Source organism: Microbacterium sp. CH-015, assembly GCF_049707015.1.
Lineage (GTDB): Bacteria > Actinomycetota > Actinomycetes > Actinomycetales > Microbacteriaceae > Microbacterium > Microbacterium aurum.
In genome coordinates this window covers 65390-85873 of the sequence record NZ_JBNAFJ010000010.1, presented here as the reverse complement: position 1 = coordinate 85873, position 20484 = coordinate 65390, and the positions used below count along the sequence as shown (strand labels likewise).

The following is a 20484-nucleotide window of genomic DNA, read 5'->3' as shown; positions in this document are numbered from 1 at the left end:
AAAGGAGGTGCCGCAGATGACCGTCCCCACCCTAGCCTCGGTAATGCGTGCGATGCTCCCAGCGCCACTGCGGGTGGCCGTGAGGATCGTCGCCCCGATTTCGCGGGGCCGAGATCAGTGGCCATGGGTCAGACACCGTCGCGCGCGCGAACGTTCTCACGCCGAGAACAACACCGACATCTTCGCTCCCTGCCATCGCCGTTGCGGTGGCAGGGAGCATCTTCTCTCGGCCTGTCGTCGAATATGGCGTGCCGGTGCCCTCATCCAGGGAGACGACACGAGGATGCGTTCGGCGCAGCACCCCTCCAGCACGACAAGCGTCGTCGCGGACGACGCCACGCAGTCCGTTGCACCAGATAGGGCAGCGTGGGCACCCGCAGAGCAGCGGGAACGACCGTCGAAGCAACTCCGGCATGCGCGTCGACGCGCACTGCCGATGGTGCAAGCACCGCTGATTGCCCGACTTTGGCGAGATTCGGGCAGGAGCCGGAGCGGACAGGAGGTGAGCCTGTGAGCTTCGCTGCTCCGCCGCTCACCCACGATGCGGCGGATGCCGCACCCTAACCGCTCCCGAGTTTCTTCTTCATTCCTGCGCGCTCGGTGTGCTGGCTGCACACGGCCTCGGGAAACCCCAAAGGGGTCGAACGGGCCGGTGCCCGGTGATACCTCCTGCCGGTGCCCGGGACTGTCCATCCCAGCGGGTGGTCGCGGTTTGGGGTCGCGGTGACACACCTATCAGTCACCCCGTCCGAAGGAGTCCGAACCATGAGAGATCCCATCGATCCGCATCCTGATTTCACGACCAGCGAGGGGCTGCGTGCGCTCCTCACCGAACTTACCGCTCAGCACAGATGGCAGAGCCACCCGGCAGCTCGGGCGCTACTGGAGTACACAGAACGCAAGTACCTACCGTTGGCGTTGTCCTGGCACCGCGATCCCGCCGACGCCGTGTATGAGGCGTTCCTGGCGATGCGTACCCCCGCGATCGTGCGCGCTGCGGACCCGTGGGCGGCGATCACTCGCGCAGTGGAGCTCGGGATCGCCGCGGAAGTGCATGCGGAACGTCTCCTCACCTCAACCGACAAAGCCCGCAGGCCGGAGCACCGGCCCGACGAGTACCCAGTGCGGGCGGGCCACTACGAGACGTTCTTCTACCACGTGCTCGCCGCGGCCACGCCACCACAGTCACCGCTGGTGGCGGTGGAGCGAGTGGTGAGGTCTGCGTCCATCTTCTTGGTCGCCACGGGCTGGCATGCGCGCACGATCGAACCCGCAGTCGAGTACATCTGCCACCGTCTGACGACCCTGTCCAACACGCAGTCCGGCATTGATGTCCTCCGCAAAGACGACCCGATGCGGCTGCGCCTGGGCTTCTGCAGCCGTGACTGGAACGGGCTGCTGCGTCTGCTGCTGGGGCCCCGCTCGAAGAAGGAAGTCACCGGAGCGGACCCCGCACGTCTGGGGATCTTCGCGCGCGTCCTGCTCGGGGACCGAACCGAAGACCTGCTGGCCGACGACCAGCTGAAGGCCCTCTCAGGCAAGTTCACCCGGAGGGAGGCCGCGTGACTGCCACCGCGCCCCGCCCCGAATCCGGGCGACTGGTGGGCGAGTTCCCCATCGCGCAGATCGTGCTCGGCCGTTCCTACCGACGCGAGCTCGGCGATCTCAGCGAACTGTCCGCTTCGATCCAGAAACTCGGCCTCCTGTGCCCGATCGTGATCACCTCCGACGGGGTACTCATCTCCGGGAGACGCCGACTCGAAGTGATGCGCCAGCTCGGACACTCCACTGTCCCGGTGTGGGTGGCGGCGGAGGTCTCCGATGAGCTGCGCACCCTCCTTGCCATCCAGGACGACAACCTGCTCCGCAAGGACTTCACCACCAGCGAGAAGGCAGCCCTCTACGCGGAGTACAAGGCTCTTTTGGCCGAGGAGAACGCTCGCCGTCAAGCTGCCACCCGCTTCGGCGCCACCCCGCTGCCGGGAGCTGAGGAGGACAACGCACCGGACGTTCCCGGTGAAGACAAGGAAGCGATGATCGTCGGCGCCGGACGCGGCAGCAGGCCCGGTGGTTGGGAATCACAACCACCGGCGAAACGGAAGTCCAGAGTCCAGGCTGCGCAAGCGGTCACGGGGAAAGACTCCTCACAGCAACTCGAGCAAGTCCTCGCCCTGCAACGCCTGGCCACCAACGAGGCGGAAGATCAACGTGTCCGCACCGCAGCGGCCGAAGCCGTCGTGGAGATCAACATGGACGGGAAGGTCCACGGCCGTTACCACGAGGTGATGGCGCTGCGTGGTGAGTGCTGGCTGGAGCACACCACCGTCAACGAGACCGCGTCCCCTCTCGTGCGGGAAGCCGCCGGCGAAGAACTCGACGCTGTGCGACAGATCGACCGGGCGGTGGAGCGCTCCCGCGCCGTCGCCAGCGCGGTGAACCGGGTCCGGAAGCTCGCCCTCACCCCCACACCACCCACCGCGGACAGCAACGAGGACGACAATCCGGTGTCAGCCGAAGCCGTACGCGGCCGGTACCACTCACGTCGCCTGGTCGACATCCTCGCGAAAGCGGAAGGATGGTGGGAAATCAACGACGCCGCGCTCGTCGGCCAGTACGCCACCGACGAACAGTGGGAGGCGATCATCACCCACCGGCAGAAGGCGAACGCCTTCCTCGACGCCGCATCCCACTCCCGAACCCAATCCACAGCCCAGCGACTGGAGGCAGTCAGCTAAACACTGTCTCTGCCGGGCCCGGGTATGAAGCGTCTCTCGTCCACGGGGGACGCTTCAGTGTTCTTCCCGCCCGTCACTCCCCGCCGTCACTTCTCAGGTTTCTGCATGCCATGAGCGTGGGGTGGGCGGACCGCACCTTCACCGCACACGACCCGTTGTCTGCTGTGAAAGGACTCCCGACCCATGCCGCTCGATCCCTCCACGCGGTCCACCTCCAGAAGGCGGACCCGTCTCCTACTCGTCGCCGCCATCGCTGCGACGCTCGTGCTTCTCACCCTGGTTGGTGTCGGAATCTACGGGCTCATCGCCCGCCCACACGAGAACCCCACCGCCCCAACTCCTGACCGCTCGTCCGCACCCTCCGCGACGGTCCCGACGGAATCGGCCGCCCTGCCGCGCCTGCCGGTGACGAATGACCCGATTCGGTACGCCGAGGCTGTTGCCGGAGCCTTGTTCACGTGGGACACCGCCGCGGGTTTGCGGCCCGCCGACTACGGGCAGGTGCTGCTGGCTGATGCCGACCCTTCCGGCGTCGAGACGGCGGGACTTGCCTCCGACATCGCCCTCTACTTCCCCGCCGCCGATGCATGGCGGCAGCTCACCGGGCACGCCACCAGCCAACGTCTCACCATCGAGAACGCCTATATCCCGGAGGCGTGGGATGACGCGGTCACGCAGGACCAGTCCGGCACTCTGGTGCCCGGAATGACCGCGGTGACGATCGAAGGCACCCGGCACCGCACCGGCACCAATGGCGGGCAGGACCTCAGCAGTGACCACGAGGTCGCGTTCACCGTGTTCCTGGCCTGTGAACCGGCGTTCGACCGGTGCCATGTGCTGCGGCTGTCCGTGCCGGGCAGCCCGCTTCGCTAGGAGGCCGACATGCTGAAGAAACTCCTCGTAGGCCTCGCCATCGCCGCCCTGTGTGTGGGGCCATCCACCATGCTGCTCGCGGTCGGGGTGCTGATGAACCCGGCCGCGAACGCCGCCTGCACGCCCGGGTCATCGCTGAGCGTGGGACCGATCCCGGACTCGCTGGAGGTGACGACCCGGAACGGTGAGACGTTCACGCTGAACAAGCAGCAGCTCACGCACGCGGCCACCATCATCACCGTCGGATCCCAAACCGAGGGGATTGATACCCGCGGGGTCACGATCGCGCTCATGGCCGCGCTGACCGAATCAACCCTGCGCCAGCTCGCCAACACCGGCACCTACCCCGAATCCGGCGACTACCCCAACGACGGCAACGGCTCCGACCACGACAGCTTGGGCCTGTTCCAGATGCGCCCACAAGCCGGGTGGGGCACCGTCGCCGAACTCATGGACACCACCTATCAGGCGCGCGCGTTCTACGGCGGGCCGACCGGCCCGAACTACCCCTCACCGCGCGGGCTGCTGGACATCCCTGGCTGGCAGTCGATGGACATGGGCGAAGCCGCCCAGGCAGTGGAAGTGTCCGCCTACCCCGACCGGTATCAGAACTATCAGCCCGTCGCCGAGACCATCCTCACCGCTTTGACCACCCCCGCGAAAAGCGGCACCGGCAGCGAGACAGGTTCCGTGCCCGAGACGGGCAGCGTCGTGTTCCCGTTGCCTGCCGGAACGTGGACGAAGACCAGCGACTGGGGGTGGCGCTCAGACCCCTTCACCGGGGAACGCACATTCCACGCCGGGTCCGACTACGGTGCCGCCGACGGCACCCCGATCTACGCGGTCGCCGACGGACGAGTGGTGTGGGCAGAGTTCAACGGTGGTTACGGCGGGCTCATCATCATCGAGCACACCGTGGGCGGTGAGGCCGTCCGCTCGGTCTACGCACACATGTGGGCCCACGGCATCCATGTCACCGAAGGACAGACCGTGACCGCCGGCACCCACATCGGGGATGTCGGCTCCTCTGGGCGTTCCACCGGCGCGCACCTACACTTCGAGATTCGCCCTGGCAGCACGGGAACAGACACGATCGACGCCGACCAGTGGCTCGCTGATCACGGCGCCACCGAATCAGACGGCAGCGCCACGCCCGGCCCCGGCTGCGCACCTCCCGGATCAGGAAGCACCCCTGCCCCCTTCACGGGAGACGGCGGCCGCCTGGTCGAGGACCCGAGTGGGACGGGCGGGAAGGTCACCGCACGCACCGCACACATGGTCACCCAGACGCGCAACGCGTTCGGCGGCACCGGGTGGGCTTGCTATTCGCCCCGGCCCGGACAGAAGTCCGATCACCCCCTTGGGCGGGCCTGCGATGTCACCGTTGGGAACCAGATCGGTCACTACCCTACGAGCGAGCAAGTGGCCTACGGGTGGCAGATCACCGACTGGCTGGAGTCCCATGCCGAGACCCTTGGGATCAGTTACCTCATCTGGCAGGGAAAGATCTGGTCCCCCGACCGCGCAGGCGAAGGGTGGCGTCCCTACGGCGGTGGCGGCATGCACGACCCGGGCGACGTGACCGGCGGCCACTTCGACCACATCCACATCTCCGTGAAAGACGGGTGAGCTCTCATGCGAACTCTTCACGACATCACCGCAGCGGGGCTTCTGCCCGCGAATGTGTTCCCCGATTTCGGGGCGATCGGTGACTCGAACGAACTGGGGAACGTGATCGGTGCGCTCCTGACGATTGTGCTGATCATCTCGGTACTCATGCTGATCGTGTGCGCCGTGACGTGGGCGATCGCCGCCGCAAACGGCCACCATCAGGTCGCCACGAAAGCCCGTATCGGCGCATGGACCGCCCTTGGGGCCGCAGCACTCGCAGGCGCAGGAGTCGCCTGGATGAACTGGCTCCTCACGCTCGGCAACACCCTCTAGCCACCGCCCCGACCTCCCGACACCGCGGATGGTGACGGGAGGGTCGGCGGACGACCACTCCCTGGTTGTGCCACCGGCCCGCCCGTTCGTCATGTCTGGGGTCTTCCGGCCGCACCTGTGCGATACCCCGCCCCGACCGCCTGGCCGGGTCGGGGCCGTTTCTCGTCACTCGTGAAGGAGCCACCCTCGTGTCCGTCATCCTCGACCTCACCACCCAGACCCTCCCGCAGCTCGCCGCCATCGTCCCGATGGAGGTCGATATCGACCCCAACAGCAGCGGACTGCCCGGCATCTCGCAGCTGCGCACCATCGTCGGCGCCGTCATGACCATTGGGCTGATCCTCTCCGTCCTCGCGTTGATCATCTCCGCAATCGTGTGGGGCTTCGGCGCCAACTCCTCAAACCCGCACCTCGCCGGCCGCGGCAAGGTCGGCGTCCTCGTCTCCTGCGGGGCCGCGATCATCTGCGGCGCGTCGGTGACGCTCATCAACTTCTTCTGGAACGTCGGCCAGTCCGTCTAGCCCCTGGTCAACGACTCACGGAAGGAGACACACGTTCATGGGTATCTGTGACGTGCCGGTCATATCCAACGTCTGTGACGCCGTCGGGGAGGGGGCCGCAACGCTCGTTGCGGCCCCATTCGACTGGCTCGCAAACGCCATGGGCCAAGCCGCAGCCTGGCTGTTCGAAGGCGTCTGGACGATCTTCGACACCACCACCCTCGTCGACGTCCAATCCCCCGAATACGTCGGCGTCTACAACATCCTCTTCGGCATCGCCGTGATGATCATGCTCGTCTTCTTCTGCCTGCAGCTGATCACCGGCCTCATCAGACGCGACCCCACCGCTCTTTCTCGCGCCGCACTCGGGCTCGCGAAGAGCGTGCTGGGGTCATTCCTCATCATCACGATCACCGCGACCCTGCTGGAGATCACCGATCAACTGACCATCGGCATCGTCCAAGCCACAGGCAACTCCATGGAAGATATGGGCGACAAGATCGCCCTCCTCGCCGCAGGCCTCACCGGCATCAACATCGCCGCTCCCGGCGTCGGCGCGATCATCACGATCTTCTTCGCAGGGCTCGCGATCACTGCCGCCGCAATCGTGTGGTTCTCCCTCCTGATCCGCAAAGCCCTTCTACTGGTGGCGATCGTGCTCGGACCGATCGCGATCAGCGGCGCCAGCTGGGACGTCACCCGCGGCTGGTTCGGGAAATGGGTGTCGTTCGTGATCGCCCTCATCTTCTCCAAGCTCGTCCTGGTCGTGGTGTTCCTCGTCGCCATCACCCAGGTGTCGCAACCAATCGACTTCGACCTGGCCTCGATCGCGGACCCGATCGCCGGGATCGTGCTCATGTTCGTCGCCGCGTTCGCCCCGTATCTGACCTACAAGTTCATCGCGTTCGTCGGTTTCGACATGTACCACGCGATGAGCTCCGAGCAGGAAGCGAAACAGGCGATGAACCGCCCCGTGCCCACCTCCGCCAAACCCTCCGGCGACGGCCCCCAGAAGGTCCTCGACGGCAACAATAAGGACAGCGGAGGCGGCGGGAAATCTCCCGCCCCTGCAGACACGAAGCCCACCAGCGGAGGCGGCACCGGCTCCTCCAGCGCAGCCACGGGCAGCGGTGGAGCTGCAGCTGGAGGCGGCGGTGCAACAGGTGGGGCTGCTGGCGGTGCGGCAGGTGGTGGAGCCGCCGGAGGCGGTGCGGCTGCCGGTGGCGCTGCCGCCGCAGGACCCGCAGCTGCGGCGGTGGTCGCAGCGAAGGTCGCCAAGGACTCCGCCACGGCAGGCCCGAAGCTCGGCAACGCCATCGGAAACGCCGCCGATCAGCACGCCGCAGGCGCAGGCGCCGACACCCCGCCGCCCGGGGCCGACACCCCGGCGAAGCCCTCACCGCAGTCCCCGTCCACCCCGGCACCCCAGACGCCGACGTCCCAAACACCGGCGGCGGAGTCGAAGAGCCCGCCGCCACCCAGCTCGGCACCGAAGGGAAAGGAGTAACCCGTGGCCAAGCAATCTCCGCACAAGAAGCAGGATGACTACCCACTGACGCCGGTGAAGTTCTCACGCCTCACCCGTCGCGGCCTGATCCTCGGCCTGTCACTGTCCCAGGTGGTCACCGTCGCCCTCGCCGGGGCGGCGTTCATCGGCTCCCTCTACGCCGGAGGCGGCATCATCCTCGCCTACACCGCCCCGATCTGGGCCACCTGCCTGGCGATCACCTGGATCCCCATCGGCGGCCGTAAAGCCGTCGAATGGATTCCGGTGGCCGGGCACTGGCTGTGGCGCGTCACCGTGAAACAGACCATCTACCGGATGCGGGTCGTCAAACCCCGCCCAGCGGGCACCCTCGCCCTCCCGGGAGATATGGCCTCCCTCCGCCAATACGAGGATCCGGTCACCGGGGCGGTCATGGTCCACCACCCCCATGCCGCGACCCTGACGGCGCTGCTCGAGGTCACCCACCCGGCGTTCGTGCTCCTCGATCCGGGCGAGCAGGAACGCCGGATCGCCAGCTGGGGCCGAGTGCTCGCCACCTGCTGCCGCTCTGGGCGCATCGCCCGGCTACAGGTCCTCGAACGCACCCTCCCCGACTCCGGAACGGGACTCGCACAGTGGTGGACCCAGCACGGCACCCCCGGAGATGCATCCTGGACCTCACGCACTTACGCGGAACTCATCGACCGCGCTGGCCCCGCTGGGGAACGCCACGCCACCACCATCTCCATCGCCCTGGACATGAAGAGCGCCGCCCGCGCGATCCGCACCGCCGGTGGCGGCATCAAGGGAGCCGCCGCGGTGCTGCGGCAGGAGATGAACACCCTCACCTCCGCGCTGCACGCCGCAGACCTGAAAGCCACCGACTGGCTCACCCCCGGCCAGCTCGCCGTCATCCTCCGATCCGCCTACGATCCCGCGATCGCCGCGACCCTCGAACGCTCCGGCGACCTCGGCCAAGACCTCGCCACCGCAGGCCCCGTCGCCGTCGAGGAAACCTGGGACGGGCTGAAATCAGACAGCGCCCACCACGCGGTTCTGTGGATCAGCGAATGGCCGAGATCCCTCGTCTACCCCGGGTTCCTCTCCCCCGTGCTCCTCGCCTCCGGCGTCCGCCGGGCGTTCTCACTGTTGTGCACACCGATCCGCTCAGACCAGGCCGCCCGAGACATCCGCAAGAAGAAGGTCGAGTACATCTCCGACGCCGCGCAACGCCAGAAGATCGGGCAGGTGGAAGACGCGCAACAGACCGCCGAGTACCAGGACGTTCTGCAACAGGAAGCAGACCTCACCAGCGGTCACGGCATCCTCCGCTACACCGGTCTGATCTCCATCAGCGCTCCCACCGGTGACGAGCTGGAGGCCGCTGTGTCGAAGATCGAACAAGCCGCGATCCAAGCGTCCTGCGAGACCAGACGGCTCGTGGGACAACAGGCACAAGCCTTCACCGCCGCCGCTCTCCCGCTGGCGCGCACGATCTGACCCCAAACCGCGGCCCTCTTGGGGCGCGGGTCTCGTACCTCCTTCCTGCACGCCGATCGCCCGTCCTGGGCGGCGTGCAGGAAGGAGCTTTTCTATGAACGCCCCGGACCGTCGCGTCTACTCCAGCGTCCTCATCGGGCCGGAGTCCGAGCATCGTAGGCAACGCAGGGCCCGCCGCAAGGCGGCAGCGAGGATCCGCGCCGATGACCTCGCCGCCCGCAAAGCCCACGCCCGCGCCCTGCATGAGGCGGAAGCAGCTGAACGTCACGCGACCACGTACCTTCCCCGGGCTGGTGAGCCGGGGCCTGCCGCGTTGCGGTCCTATCGGGGGCTTCGGTTGCCCGCGCATCAGGACACCAGTGCGGCGCTTGCTGGCGCGTACCCGTTTCTTGCCGAGGGTGGTCTCGGTCCGGAAGGGGTGTTCGTCGGGCAGGACATGTACTCGGGTGGGTCGTTCGTGTACGACCCGTGGGTGCTCTATAAGCGGGGCGTGATCACCGCCCCGAACATCGTCCTGGCGGGCATCGTCGGCTCCGGGAAGTCGTCGCTCGCGAAATCGCTCTACACGCGGTCGATCCCCTTCGGGCGACGCGTGTACGTCCCGGGCGATCCTAAGGGCGAGCACACCCCGGTCGCTGAAGCAGTCGGCGGGAAGGCGATCGTCCTCGGTCACGGATTACGGAACCGCCTCAACCCGCTCGATGAGGGCCACCGGCCCTCCGGTCTGACGGATATCGAGTGGTCCACGCAGGTGGCGTCTCGTCGCAGGGAACTCATCGGCGCTCTCGCCGAGACCGTCCTGGAACGCTCCCTGTCCCCGCTGGAGCACACGTCGATTGATGTCGCGTTGGCGGCGGTCGTCGCGTCCACTGAGGTGCCGATCCTGCCGATGGTCGTGGACCGCATCCTCGGCCCGGACACCCGCGATGATGTTGACGGGCGACTCGCTGAAGACGGGCGTCTGGTCGGTCACGCGCTGCGTCGCCTGGTCGCAGGCGATTTGCAGGGCCTGTTCGATGGCCCGTCGACGGTGCAGTTCGACCCGTCGTTGCCGATGATCTCGCTGGATCTGTCGCGGGTCGCGGAGAACTCCACGCTGATCTCGGTGCTGATGACATGCTCGTCAGCGTGGATGGAGTCAGCGCTGCTGGACCCCCACGGTGGGCAACGCTGGGTGATCTACGACGAGGCGTGGCGACTCATGTCCCACCCTGCACTGCTGAAGCGCATGGATGCACAGTGGCGTCTTGCCAGGCACTACGGCATCGCGAACATGCTCATCTTCCACAAGCTCACCGACCTCGACAACGTCGGCGACCAGGGCTCGGCAATGCGCGCCTTAGCGTCGTCGCTACTGGCGAACGCAGAGACCCGGATTATCTACCGGCAGGAAGCTGACCAGCTCGGCACCACCGCGCAAGCACTCGGACTCACCGGCACAGAACAGTCCCTTCTCCCAGGCCTGGGCACCGGGCAGGGGCTGTGGCGGATCAAGGAACGCTCTTTCGTCGTGCAACACCAACTCCACCCCGACGAACTGACTACCTTCGACACCACCACCCGGATGACGGGAGGCGAAAAATGAGCGAACTTGCACCCTCACGACGCTCCCGCCGCACCCCGCACCCACCGAAGACCGCACGTCCCGGCGCCGCACCGGCCACCGTGCCGGTCGTTCTGCCGCTCTTGACGGCGAGGGTGGACAGCGCAGACCAGATCACAGTGAGGCTCGACGGCGAGGCCGTTACGGATGTCCCCATCGGACGCGGAGAACTGGGCGAGCTCATTGACCGGGTTCTCCGGGAGCAGCAGGTCCCTGTTCGGGTGTCGATCGTCGAGGAAGACGGCACCACCTACACCGATGTCCTCACCCCGCCACCCCCAGCACCCGACTCCGAACCGGACCCGCCGGAAGCCGCCGCAGCTACCGACGCACTGCATAGGGCCGGAGTGCCTGTGCTGTTCGAGGTCACCGGTGACGGGTTCATCCCCGGTGAAGACGTCGCGTTGGCAATGATCATCCGGCATTCGTCGACCGACGGGGATGGCAATGTGCGCCATCTCATCGAGGATCGTGAGCTCGCCGCCGGCAGCGGCGAAGTGCTGCTGTTCGGTCGCATCTCCGGCAACGCCCGCGTGATCGGAGACCTGGGATGAACCCGCACCAGCCTTCGCAACTACTCGCCAACCTCGGCCTCGCAGCCCTCGCCGGGTTCGCCGGCCTCGCCGCTCTGCTCCGGCTGTGCGGCAGCATTGCCGCGTTCCTGACCGGCATGCCGCAACCCATCGGCGGCCCCGCCACCGGCCTGGGCGTCCTCCTCATCCCCGCTGACCCCGGGCAGGCGATGGGCGCGCCGGGCCTGAGCCCAGTCGTGTACTGGGCCGTCGTGGCTCTCCTCCTCACCCTGGCGGGCATAGCCGGCTGGTGGATGTGGCGATTGCTCGCCCGCGCGAAAGAGAACCGTGCCCAGGACCCGCGCCTGTTGCAGGGCATCGCGACAGCGCGGGAAGTCGCGAAGGTCGCGTCCGCGAAGACGCTCGTGACTCGGGCAGGCACCTACCGGCCGTCGCTCAAGGATCCGACGGCAACAGATGTGGGCTACCTGCTGGGACGGTCGAAAGGGCGTGAGGTGTGGGCGACGGTGGAGGACTCGATTCTGCTGATCGGCCCGCCCCGGTCGGGGAAAGGCCTGCACATCGTCATCAACGCGATCCTCGACGCTCCCGGTGCGGTGATCACGACCTCCACTCGGCCTGACAATCTCACGGCGACAATGCGTGCCCGTGAACGCGTCGGGCCCGTCGCGGTGTTCGACCCGCAGCGCCTCGCCGCAGGGCTCCCTGCCGGGATGAAGTGGTCTCCGGTGCGCGGATGTGAGGACCCGTTGACGGCGATGATCCGTGCGACGGGGCTTGCGACCGCGACGAACTTCGGGTCCGTGTCCGGCGGGGACTTCTGGCAAGGCAAAACCGCCTCCGCAATCCAAGGTCTTCTGCACGCTGCCGCTCTCGACGGCCGGGATGCTGCCACCTTGTATCAGTGGGCGCTGAGCCCGACAGCCGCAGCCGATGCGGTGCGGGTCCTGCAGTCCCACCCGGGCGCGGCTCCCGGGTGGGCGGAGTCGCTGGATGCGATGCTGCAAGCGGACCCGAAGACGCGCGACTCGATCTGGCAGGGCGTGTCTCTGGCGTTCTCCGCCTTCGCGGACCCGCGCGTGCTGGAGGCTGTCACCCCCGGCCCGAACGACAAGTTCGACCCGGAAGCGTTCATCCGCGACCGGGGCACGCTCTACCTCCTCGCCACCGGGGCAGGAGCGGGTGCGTCGTCGGCGCTGGTCGCGGCTTTCATCGAGGACCTCGTGGAGACCGGACGGAAGATCGCCGCGACCTCCCCCGGCACCCGCCTCGACCCGCCGATGCTGCTCGCACTCGATGAGATCGGCAACCTCGCCCCTTTGCCCTCCCTGCCCACGCTCATGGCAGAAGGCGGAGGCACCGGGATCACGACACTGCCCGTGCTGCAGTCCCTCGCCCAGGCGAGGGAGAAATGGGGGGAAAACAACGCGAACGCACTGTGGGATGCGTCGATCGTGAAGATCATCCTCGGCGGCGCGTCGAACTCCCGCGACCTGCAAGATCTGTCGTCGTTGATCGGGGAACGCGACGAGATCACCGACTCCGTCACCATCGGCGAGCAAGGACACCGGTCCGCGCAACGCTCCATCCGCCGCGTGCCCGTCATGCCGCCCGACGTGATCCGCACCCTCCCGTTCGGTACCGGCGTGGTCATGCTCCGCACCGCCCGCCCGATCATCACCGATCTACGCGCCTGGCCCGCCCGCACCGACGCCGCCCAGCTGAAAACCGACCGCAGAGAAATCGAGACGCTGCTGCGCGCTGCCTGACCCTCACTCCAGCTGCGTGTGGGGTGCGAGGGACGCACCTGTCTGGTGTTCCCCGCCCAGTTCCTGGGTGCGGGGGCACCAGACAGTTCGTTGCTATCAGGAAGGGCCCTCTCATGGCTATCAAGACCTCGCAGGCGGTCAACGGTTTCATCTCCGCCGACCCCCGCCTCACGTTCTCCGAATCCGGGCAAGCACGCTTCTACGCGCGGATCGGCATCAACCACTACGAACCGCAGGCCGATGGGTCCTTCCGCAAGCTCGACCCGACCTACCACGACCTGATCCAGTTCGGGAAGTCCGCCGAACGCTCCGCCGACCGGTTCGTGAAGGGCGACGACATCATCGCCCAGGGCTACACGCGCGAGTACACCCGCGACGTGAACGGCACCGAGCGCACCGATGAGCAGTTCGTCGCAAAGCGGATCGCCCACGACCCCAACGTCACCGACTACACCGTCGACCGCAGGCCCGCCGCAGAGCGCACCGCGGAACGTGAAGCCGAGCGGGAGACCGAGCGTGAGGAGCCCGACCGTGCCGCCCAGCTCGGCTCCCCCACCCCCACCGCGTCCCGCGAGGCCGAAGCACCCGCAATGGAACCGGTGAGCCGGTAACCCACGAAAGGAGCACCCCGTGGCAGGCATCGACCCGACACAGAACCCCGAACCCGGCACACCGGACATCGACTTCGAACCCGAGTACGACGAACCCGAAATCGACGCCACTCAAGATGGGCCCGACGAGGGGGAACATGGGCACGAGACCGCCACAGGCGGGATGGGTGGCAGCGACATGCCGCCCATCCCCCGTCCTATCAACTGGCGCACCCTCTCCAGCGACGACGCCGAACACGAATGGCTCGACCTCAACGACTGGGTCAACTGGCTGCGCCACGAGTTCGCGCTCCCCGCACAGATCATCCCCCCGATGTGGCACCGGCACCCCGAACTCGTCTGGGAGCTCTCCGCACTCCACACCCGGTGGCTCGGCTGCTACGACCCCGAGCAGGACGCCGCCGGACCTATCTCGTTCATGACCGACTTCGCCGCCGCGCGCACCCGGCTCCGTGAATGGGTGCAGATCTCCGGCACACGCCTGGACCGTGACCGTCCCAGCAGACACACCAGCTGGCCTGGCGAAGACCCTGCGCCCGCAAGCGACGAGGCGCCCATCACCGACCGCGACGCGGACTTCATCGACTTCGTCATGGAAGACGTCACACGGCGCGCAGCCGCCGAGAACGCCTTCCTCCTCCGGGAAGAGCACCCATGACACAGAACCACCCCATCACCAACACCCTCGCGTCTGCGCGGGCGACCGCTCCAGCGTCACGGGGCGGGACCCTCGGCGTCCGCACCGAAGACCGACACCGCCCAGACGTCACCCTTCTCGCCAAAGCGATCATCGGGCACGTCTTCTCCCACCGCTACAGCGACCGCGACACGGCCAATGAAGCGATGGCGTCGTACCCGATGAGACACACCCCCTCCGCGCGGCGACCGGCAACCTGAGCACAAGCCAACCCGCCCTCCGCAGGGTGCCTCGACCACTGCGCCGCGACCCGCGGGCATGGTCCCTCGGCAGCGAAAGCGACGACACGGTAAACTGAACCCAGGTACCCGCTCCGCCCAGAGCGCCGCACCATCAACGTTTCGCCCCACCCCGGGGCCAGGTTCCCCGTCACACCACGGTGTGACGGGGATCAGTGTTCTCATCAGGACGTGCGGCACCACCCTGATGAAAGGAACACTGATCATGCCCACCCCCACCGCAGTCACCTACCTGCGTGTCTCGACCACCGAGCAGGCCCGACGCGGTGGTCGCGACGAGGGATACTCCCTGCCCGACCAGCGCCGCGCCGTCGAACGCAAAGCCCAGAGCATGGGCGCCGTCGTCGTCGAAGAGTTCGTCGAACCCGGAGAGTCCGGCAAGTCGCTCTCCCGCCGCAAAGCTCTCCTGTCGTTGCTCGCGTACGTGAAAGAACACGACATCGACTACTGCATCATCCCCAAAGTCGACCGCCTCGCCCGTAACCGCCTCGACGACGCGCTCATCCAGTCAGAGCTCACCAGCGCAGGCGTCGCTCTCGTCTCCGCAGCTGAGAACATCGACGCCACCCCCGCCGGGCAACTCCAGCACGGCATCATGGCGTCGATCTCCGAGTGGTACTCCGCCAACCTCGCCCAAGAAGTCATGAAAGGCCTCCGCACCAAGGCGATGAACGGTGGCACCACGGGCAAGGCCCCTATCGGTTACCGCAACGTGCGCACCCGCACCGCAGACGGCTACGAACTGCGCACCGTAGAAACCGACCCCGATCGCGCGCCCCTGATCAGCTGGGCATTCACCGCCTACGCCGCCGGCGACTGGACCCTCAATACCCTCCTCGACGAACTCACCATCCGCGGCCTCGTCACCGCCCCCACACCCCGCCGCCCGGCAAGACCTATCCACGTCTCCACCCTGCACCGCACCCTGCAGAACCCGTACTACAAGGGCACGGTCGTGTTCGAGGGCGTCGAGTACGAAGGACAGCACGAACCCCTCATCGACCCTGGTACCTGGGAACAAGTGCAGACCGTCCTCAAAGCCAACAACCTCGCAGGCGACAAGACCCAGACCCACGACCACTACCTCAAAGGGTCGCTGTACTGCGGAGACTGCGAATCCCGGCTGCTCATCACCCACGCGAAGAACAAGAAGGGCATCATCTACCCCTACTTCATCTGCTCAGGACGGCACCGCAAAGCCACCGACTGCACCCGCAAGGCCATGCACGTCGACATCGTCGAACAGCTCATCATCAACCACTACGCGCGCATCCAACCCAGCCCAGCCTCCGTCGAAGAACTCCGCGCGTCAATCACCGAGGAGTTCAGCAGCCTCACCACCCAAGCCCGGTTCGAACGCGAAGACCTCATCAAGCAGCGAAGTGAGCTCCTCAGCCAACGAGAGAAACTCCTCCAAGCGCACTACGCCGGAGCGATCCCGCTCGACCTCCTCAAAGAAGAACAAGATCGGATCGCGCCCGCCCTCACCCGACTGAGCAGCCGGCTCGAGGCCGCTGAGTCTGACCATGCTGAAGCAGAAGCAGAACTCCACCAAGCACTCCACCTAGCCAGCGACTGCCACACCGTCTACGAGAAGGCCACCGACAGCATCCGCCGCCTGTTCAACCAAGCCTTCTTCGAGAAGATCTACATCACCTCAACCGACCAGGTCATCACCGAACCCACAGTCACGTTCAAGAACCTCCTCGCCCCACACGCACACCACACGGGAGCACAACGAAGCCAGAACACAAACACCGGCCCGCATGCAAGCGAACCGGTGTTTGAACATGAAGCGTTTGGTGGACCTGAGGGGACTCGAACCCCTGACCCCCTGCATGCCATGCAGGTGCGCTACCAGCTGCGCCACAGGCCCGGATGGTCTCGCGGATGCCCAAAACCCCCGGAATCCAGCGCTTCGGCTTCACTCCGGTGGTGGTAACAGCCAGCATACGCGACTGGGCTTCGAGCGATCTGGACGCCCCTGGAGAGATCTCGAGGTATCTGAACAGTCGAGTAAGTGTCCACATCTCGAGTCAGGCTGCGGCGGTCATCGCTCAACAGCCCGGTGTTGTCAGCGACGTCGCCCCAGACCAGGGAGCCCGCCCCGAACCGCTCTCACGCTCGACTTCCCCTCATCGCTATAGCCGTGCGTGCGAGAGGCGGGTGTGGGCACAGAGGGCTCCGGCATTAGCCGGACTACGACTGATCCCCCCAACGGTCCGATGAATCGGCCGGAGTTAGAGCAAACACGCGTGTCTCCAGGCAGGTTGTGCGAGTGCACGACGCCGGTCCGTAGATTGCTCTTCGTCAGCTGTCCACACTCGTCGCATTCGAAGGGCGCGCTCACGGTTACATGGGGAATATCCGAAGGTGCCCACTCGATGCGCAGTGGTCGCCGGTCTCGCCGACGTGCTCGACGATTCGATCCGAGACAACCTTGATCAGTCGATCGCACACCGGACAGCGAAGGTCCGGGTGCGGACCTTCAACGGGGTGACATAGACCCGACAATAGTCAACAAGCGGGACTGGCCACCGCTGAGGCTCTATCGCTCTGCCGATCATCGACGAGCGCGCCCGGAGATATAGCTCGCGACGATACGCCAGTCTTCGAAGCCCTTCGTGCCGACTCGGATAACTTCCGCCGTACCGCCTCTGACGTCAGCGGCCGCATCGCGAGTGACGTAAATGTCGCAGTCCGCAACGCCCAGGCGGTCTATCAGCAGCTTGCATCCGGTGAAGAAGTAGCCCGTGAAGAGCTCAGAGGCGGCCAGGTAGAGAAGATCAGTACGAGGCGTGCCGATGCCCATTCTGCCGATGTGGAGCGTCCATTCGACACCGCCGCTGATGGCGCCGGGAAGACCCATCGACCACCAGTCCTCCCCGAAGGCGTCAGCGAACTCCCGGCCAACCGTCCATAGAAGTTTGGTGTCCTCGACTCTGGAACCGCTCTCGCGTACCCGTCGAACCGCCTCCCAGTCCGAGGGCGACATGATCGAGGCGAAGTCGATGTAGACGCGCAGCTTCTGGGGGCTCGTCAGGGCGGAAGGGTGACTCGACTGCGGCGCGGAATCTTCGGCGATGCTAGATCCTTCGGCGACCGCCTGGGCTAATTCATCGATCGCCCAGTCGCGATCGCGAAGCGTCGGCAGGACTTTGAACGCGGAAGCCCCTGTGCTGGCGCTGGCCGAAACGTGCAGGTCGCCGGCCTCATCGACCACTGCGGTGGCGATACCGTCTACCGCGACAAGCCATAGTGGTTCATGCCAGTACTCGGAACGCCCCGCGACCTTCCCCTCCCGATGCTGCCCTTCGAGCATCTCCACGTAGAAGTCCACCGCCTGCGCGATCGTCGGAAAGACCTTCTGAAGGGTGTAGACGGAGGAGGGGTCGCCGTCGTCCCCAATGAAACGCGCCGGCTGAACCGACCACGACGGGCCCAGCGCGACTAGCGCACTCAGCAGCTTGTAGACCGCGGTCTTCGGCGTCAACTCCGCACCGGTGTCGGTGGGGCCCCACTCCATCGTCCAGTCGATGACCTCAGATGGAGGGATGACATCATCCCAATCCAGCGAGGACACGCCCGACTTGCCCGCGAGGGTCGGGCCAGGATAGTCATCGAAGTGGAGGGCGGGTCCGGTTGCGCCGTCGTGCACCACGAGGTGCCAATCCTCCCCGGGATGCGCAATCCAGCTGATGGTCAGCCAAGGACGCGTGCGAACCAGTCCTGCCGCGCAATCCCACGCCATCCGGAGCGACTGGTAGTCCAAGACTCCGGTCTCAGACACCATCGCCCCCAATTCGAACCGCAGCGCCAGCGACCGGGATCTTTACGTAGTGGATGCTGAACGCCGAGCCAACGAGTCGGAACTCTTGGCGACTCCGCCCGAAGTCGAACGGATTGTCGCTCGGCTTCTGCCAGATGTCGAGGCCTTTCCCGAGGTCGATGCGCCAGCCATGGTCGGTCTCGATGCGGCGGTCGTGGATCGTGTCGTCTAGTCGAACCGCCAGTCGGACGCCCACGGCGTCGGACGCGTCCTTGATCGACTTGAGCATGAGAAGTTGAGAGTGCTTGAACTCGGCCTTCGGCTCCTCGGTGGTGACCAGCTCGAGGTCGATCTCGTCGGCGTCGTCCTTGGCGGCGGCGATTAGGCTGAGCAGGTCGGCGAGGTTGCGTCCCTGGTGGGGCATGCGGATGTAGGGGTCCGTGATCGTGATCTTGGATGCGCCGCGAAGGTATGGCAGAAGCAGGGTCTCGTAGGAGACTCCTCTCTGGCCTGCGATGAAGTCCCGATGCCCCTCGGCCAACACGTAGGGTGCGGGCCCCGCGGGTGCGTCCTGAGCAGCCGTCGAGGAAGCCGTTGATTGTGCCGGGGCCGGCTGGGTTGCCGCAGGCGCGGCTTCACGTGATCCGCCGTCGCCGTGGTGCGTCGCGTCCCAGGCCCGCCGGTACAGCTGCGGGTACTGGCTCTCTTCGAGAGTGGCGACGTCGCGCCAGACGCCTGCCCTGTCGGCGTAGCGGAAGCGGACAGGCGTGTCGCGCATCGTGGCGTCGATCCTCAGGATCGAGTCCTTGACGCGCTTGCGCCCCTCGATCGCGAACTCGAGCAGCGCCCGGACCTCGTCCTCCGAGGCCTCTCCCGCGGGATGCACGAGCTTCATCAGCCCGGAGAACGTCTTGCGGATGCCGTCCTGGTCGCGCGTCGAGATCGAGTTGTCGAGCGTGAAGTAGTCGTTGTACTTGTCCGAGAAGTCCTCCGACCGTTTCGCGCGCAGGATCTCGGCGAGGTAGTCAACGACGAAGCCGTACCCAGTGGAGAACATCTCCGAACGGATCGGTGCGACCTCCCAGCCAGGGATGTAGTGGTGGACGCGGTCGAGCCAGGCTGGGTCGCGGTAGGCATCGGGCAACTCGTCGAACAAGTCGGAGTTCTTGAGCATGTACGGCACGGTGTGGGTGGTGTTGCCGATGAAGGCCATCGAGGCCTCGGCGCCGTAGATGCTGGTACCGCGCGAGAAGGACTTGTTCGCGAGGTAGTTCTTCATCACGTTGACGAGGTTCTGGTCGGTGCGCCGGTTGGCGGCGAACTCGTCGAACGCGACGCAGTCCCAGTAGCCGACCAGCCCGATACGGCCGCTCGCGTTGTTGACGAACAGCTTGGCGACCGTGACCTCCCCACCGGAGATGAGGATGCCGTTCGGGGAGAACTCGCTGAACGTGTGCGACTTGCCGGTGCCCTTCGGCCCCAGTTCGACGACGTTGTAGTTGCGCTCGACGAACGGGATGAGGCGGGTCAGGGCGATGAGTTTGCCGCGTTCGTTGTACTGTTCGGGGTTGAGGCCGATCGACTGCATGAGCAGGTCGATCCACTCCTCGGTCGTGAACGCCTTGCGGGCCTCGTAGTAGTGATCGATGTCGACGCCGGCGACCTGGATGGGCTTGAGCTTGTCGAGGATCCACGGCACGACGCGCTGGTCGTCGGAGTGGAAGTACTCGATGTCGCAGATGCACCACACGCCGCCGACAAGGAGCTTGGGGTTCTGCTTGACCGTGACGTCGTCGATGATGACGCCCTTGATCTGGAGGTTCTCGAACTCTGCCTCGTGGACGTCGTTCTTCTCGTTGAGTGTGACCGTGACCTTGTCGATGACTCGGTGGCGACCCTTGCGGCGGATCTCCGACTTCACGAGCATGTGCTCGTTGCGGTTGACGTAATGAGTTGCGAGGATCTGTCGCACGCTGTCGATGCCGGCCTGGATGGTCGCCTCGTCGTCGGATGCCGCATACTGGCCCAGCAGGTACTCCAGGACGTACGACGGCACCACAGCGTTGCCTCGGACCGCCTTGACGAGGTCCTTTCGGACGACGGCACCGGCGAAGTGCTCGTTGATCTTGTCGTCGAGCGCGGACTTCGCCGGGGCGCCGTCGGTCGCCTCAGCTGCGAGCACGTCGATCTCGTCGAGTGCGTCTTCGAGGTTCGTCATGGCTCTC

The 20484-nt window shown here is 66.2% G+C and carries 16 protein-coding genes, 1 tRNA gene and 1 pseudogene; 14 read left to right on the top strand and 4 right to left on the bottom strand.

Going from position 1 to position 20484, the window contains the following annotated elements:
* Positions 1 to 765 precede the first annotated feature (765 nt).
* From ACPYN4_RS13395 to ACPYN4_RS13330, 14 genes and pseudogenes are all read left to right on the top strand, one after another.
* Entirely contained in the window at positions 766 to 1566 is an 801-nt protein-coding gene (locus tag ACPYN4_RS13395) for a hypothetical protein (RefSeq protein WP_424446658.1), read from the top strand.
* Positions 1563 to 2735 (top strand): ParB N-terminal domain-containing protein, encoded by a 1173-nt coding sequence (locus tag ACPYN4_RS13390; protein ID WP_424446656.1) that lies wholly within the window; start codon positions 1563 to 1565, stop codon positions 2733 to 2735. The genes ACPYN4_RS13395 and ACPYN4_RS13390 overlap by 4 nt, the downstream gene beginning before the upstream one ends.
* Positions 2736 to 2918: 183 nt before the next feature.
* Complete coding sequence (locus ACPYN4_RS13385; RefSeq protein WP_424446655.1) at positions 2919 to 3608, top strand: hypothetical protein; 690 nt, start codon at positions 2919 to 2921, stop codon at positions 3606 to 3608.
* A 9-nt stretch (positions 3609 to 3617) separates the two neighbouring features.
* Complete coding sequence (locus tag ACPYN4_RS13380) at positions 3618 to 5237, top strand: M23 family metallopeptidase (RefSeq protein ID WP_424446653.1); 1620 nt, start codon at positions 3618 to 3620, stop codon at positions 5235 to 5237.
* A 6-nt stretch (positions 5238 to 5243) separates the two neighbouring features.
* Positions 5244 to 5552, top strand: coding sequence for a DUF6112 family protein (locus ACPYN4_RS13375; RefSeq protein WP_424446652.1), 309 nt, complete (start codon positions 5244 to 5246; stop codon positions 5550 to 5552).
* A 248-nt stretch (positions 5553 to 5800) separates the two neighbouring features.
* A complete protein-coding gene (locus ACPYN4_RS13370; RefSeq protein ID WP_424446666.1) occupies positions 5801 to 6073 on the top strand; it encodes a DUF6112 family protein in 273 nt (90 codons plus the stop codon).
* A gap of 37 nt (positions 6074 to 6110) precedes the next feature.
* Entirely contained in the window at positions 6111 to 7559 is a 1449-nt protein-coding gene (locus tag ACPYN4_RS13365; RefSeq protein WP_424446651.1) for a type IV secretion system protein, read from the top strand.
* Positions 7560 to 7562: 3 nt separating this feature from the next.
* Positions 7563 to 9038 carry an SCO6880 family protein gene (locus ACPYN4_RS13360; RefSeq protein ID WP_424446650.1) on the top strand — a complete coding sequence of 492 codons (1476 nt, stop codon included), beginning with the start codon at positions 7563 to 7565 and terminating at the stop codon, positions 9036 to 9038.
* Between the two features lie 94 nt (positions 9039 to 9132).
* Positions 9133 to 10623 (top strand): ATP-binding protein, encoded by a 1491-nt coding sequence (locus ACPYN4_RS13355; protein WP_424446649.1) that lies wholly within the window; start codon positions 9133 to 9135, stop codon positions 10621 to 10623.
* Positions 10624 to 10760: 137 nt separating this feature from the next.
* A complete protein-coding gene (locus tag ACPYN4_RS13350; RefSeq protein ID WP_424446648.1) occupies positions 10761 to 11195 on the top strand; it encodes a hypothetical protein in 435 nt (144 codons plus the stop codon).
* Positions 11192 to 12943, top strand: coding sequence for a type IV secretory system conjugative DNA transfer family protein (locus tag ACPYN4_RS13345; protein ID WP_424446647.1), 1752 nt, complete (start codon positions 11192 to 11194; stop codon positions 12941 to 12943). Before ACPYN4_RS13350 ends, ACPYN4_RS13345 begins: the two co-directional genes overlap by 4 nt.
* Before the next feature lie 113 nt (positions 12944 to 13056).
* A complete protein-coding gene (locus ACPYN4_RS13340) occupies positions 13057 to 13554 on the top strand; it encodes a single-stranded DNA-binding protein (protein ID WP_424446646.1) in 498 nt (165 codons plus the stop codon).
* A 19-nt stretch (positions 13555 to 13573) separates the two neighbouring features.
* Positions 13574 to 14212: a hypothetical protein gene (locus tag ACPYN4_RS13335; protein WP_424446645.1), complete on the top strand. Its 639-nt coding sequence runs from the start codon at positions 13574 to 13576 to the stop codon at positions 14210 to 14212.
* A gap of 297 nt (positions 14213 to 14509) precedes the next feature.
* Positions 14510 to 15694: pseudogene (locus ACPYN4_RS13330) on the top strand (recombinase family protein); the annotation flags it as partial.
* 105 nt (positions 15695 to 15799) lie between these two features.
* Here the strand turns inward: ACPYN4_RS13330 and ACPYN4_RS13325 are convergent.
* The 4 genes from ACPYN4_RS13325 to brxL form a co-directional block, all read right to left on the bottom strand.
* Positions 15800 to 16045, bottom strand: coding sequence for a hypothetical protein (locus tag ACPYN4_RS13325; RefSeq protein WP_424446644.1), 246 nt, complete (start codon positions 16043 to 16045; stop codon positions 15800 to 15802).
* Positions 16046 to 16290: 245 nt separating this feature from the next.
* Positions 16291 to 16366 (bottom strand) — tRNA-Ala (locus tag ACPYN4_RS13320).
* Between the two features lie 687 nt (positions 16367 to 17053).
* Positions 17054 to 18283, bottom strand: coding sequence for a hypothetical protein (locus tag ACPYN4_RS13315; protein ID WP_424446643.1), 1230 nt, complete (start codon positions 18281 to 18283; stop codon positions 17054 to 17056).
* Complete coding sequence (brxL, locus tag ACPYN4_RS13310; RefSeq protein WP_424446642.1) at positions 18273 to 20477, bottom strand: BREX system Lon protease-like protein BrxL; 2205 nt, start codon at positions 20475 to 20477, stop codon at positions 18273 to 18275. Before brxL ends, ACPYN4_RS13315 begins: the two co-directional genes overlap by 11 nt.
* Positions 20478 to 20484: the final 7 nt, after the last annotated feature.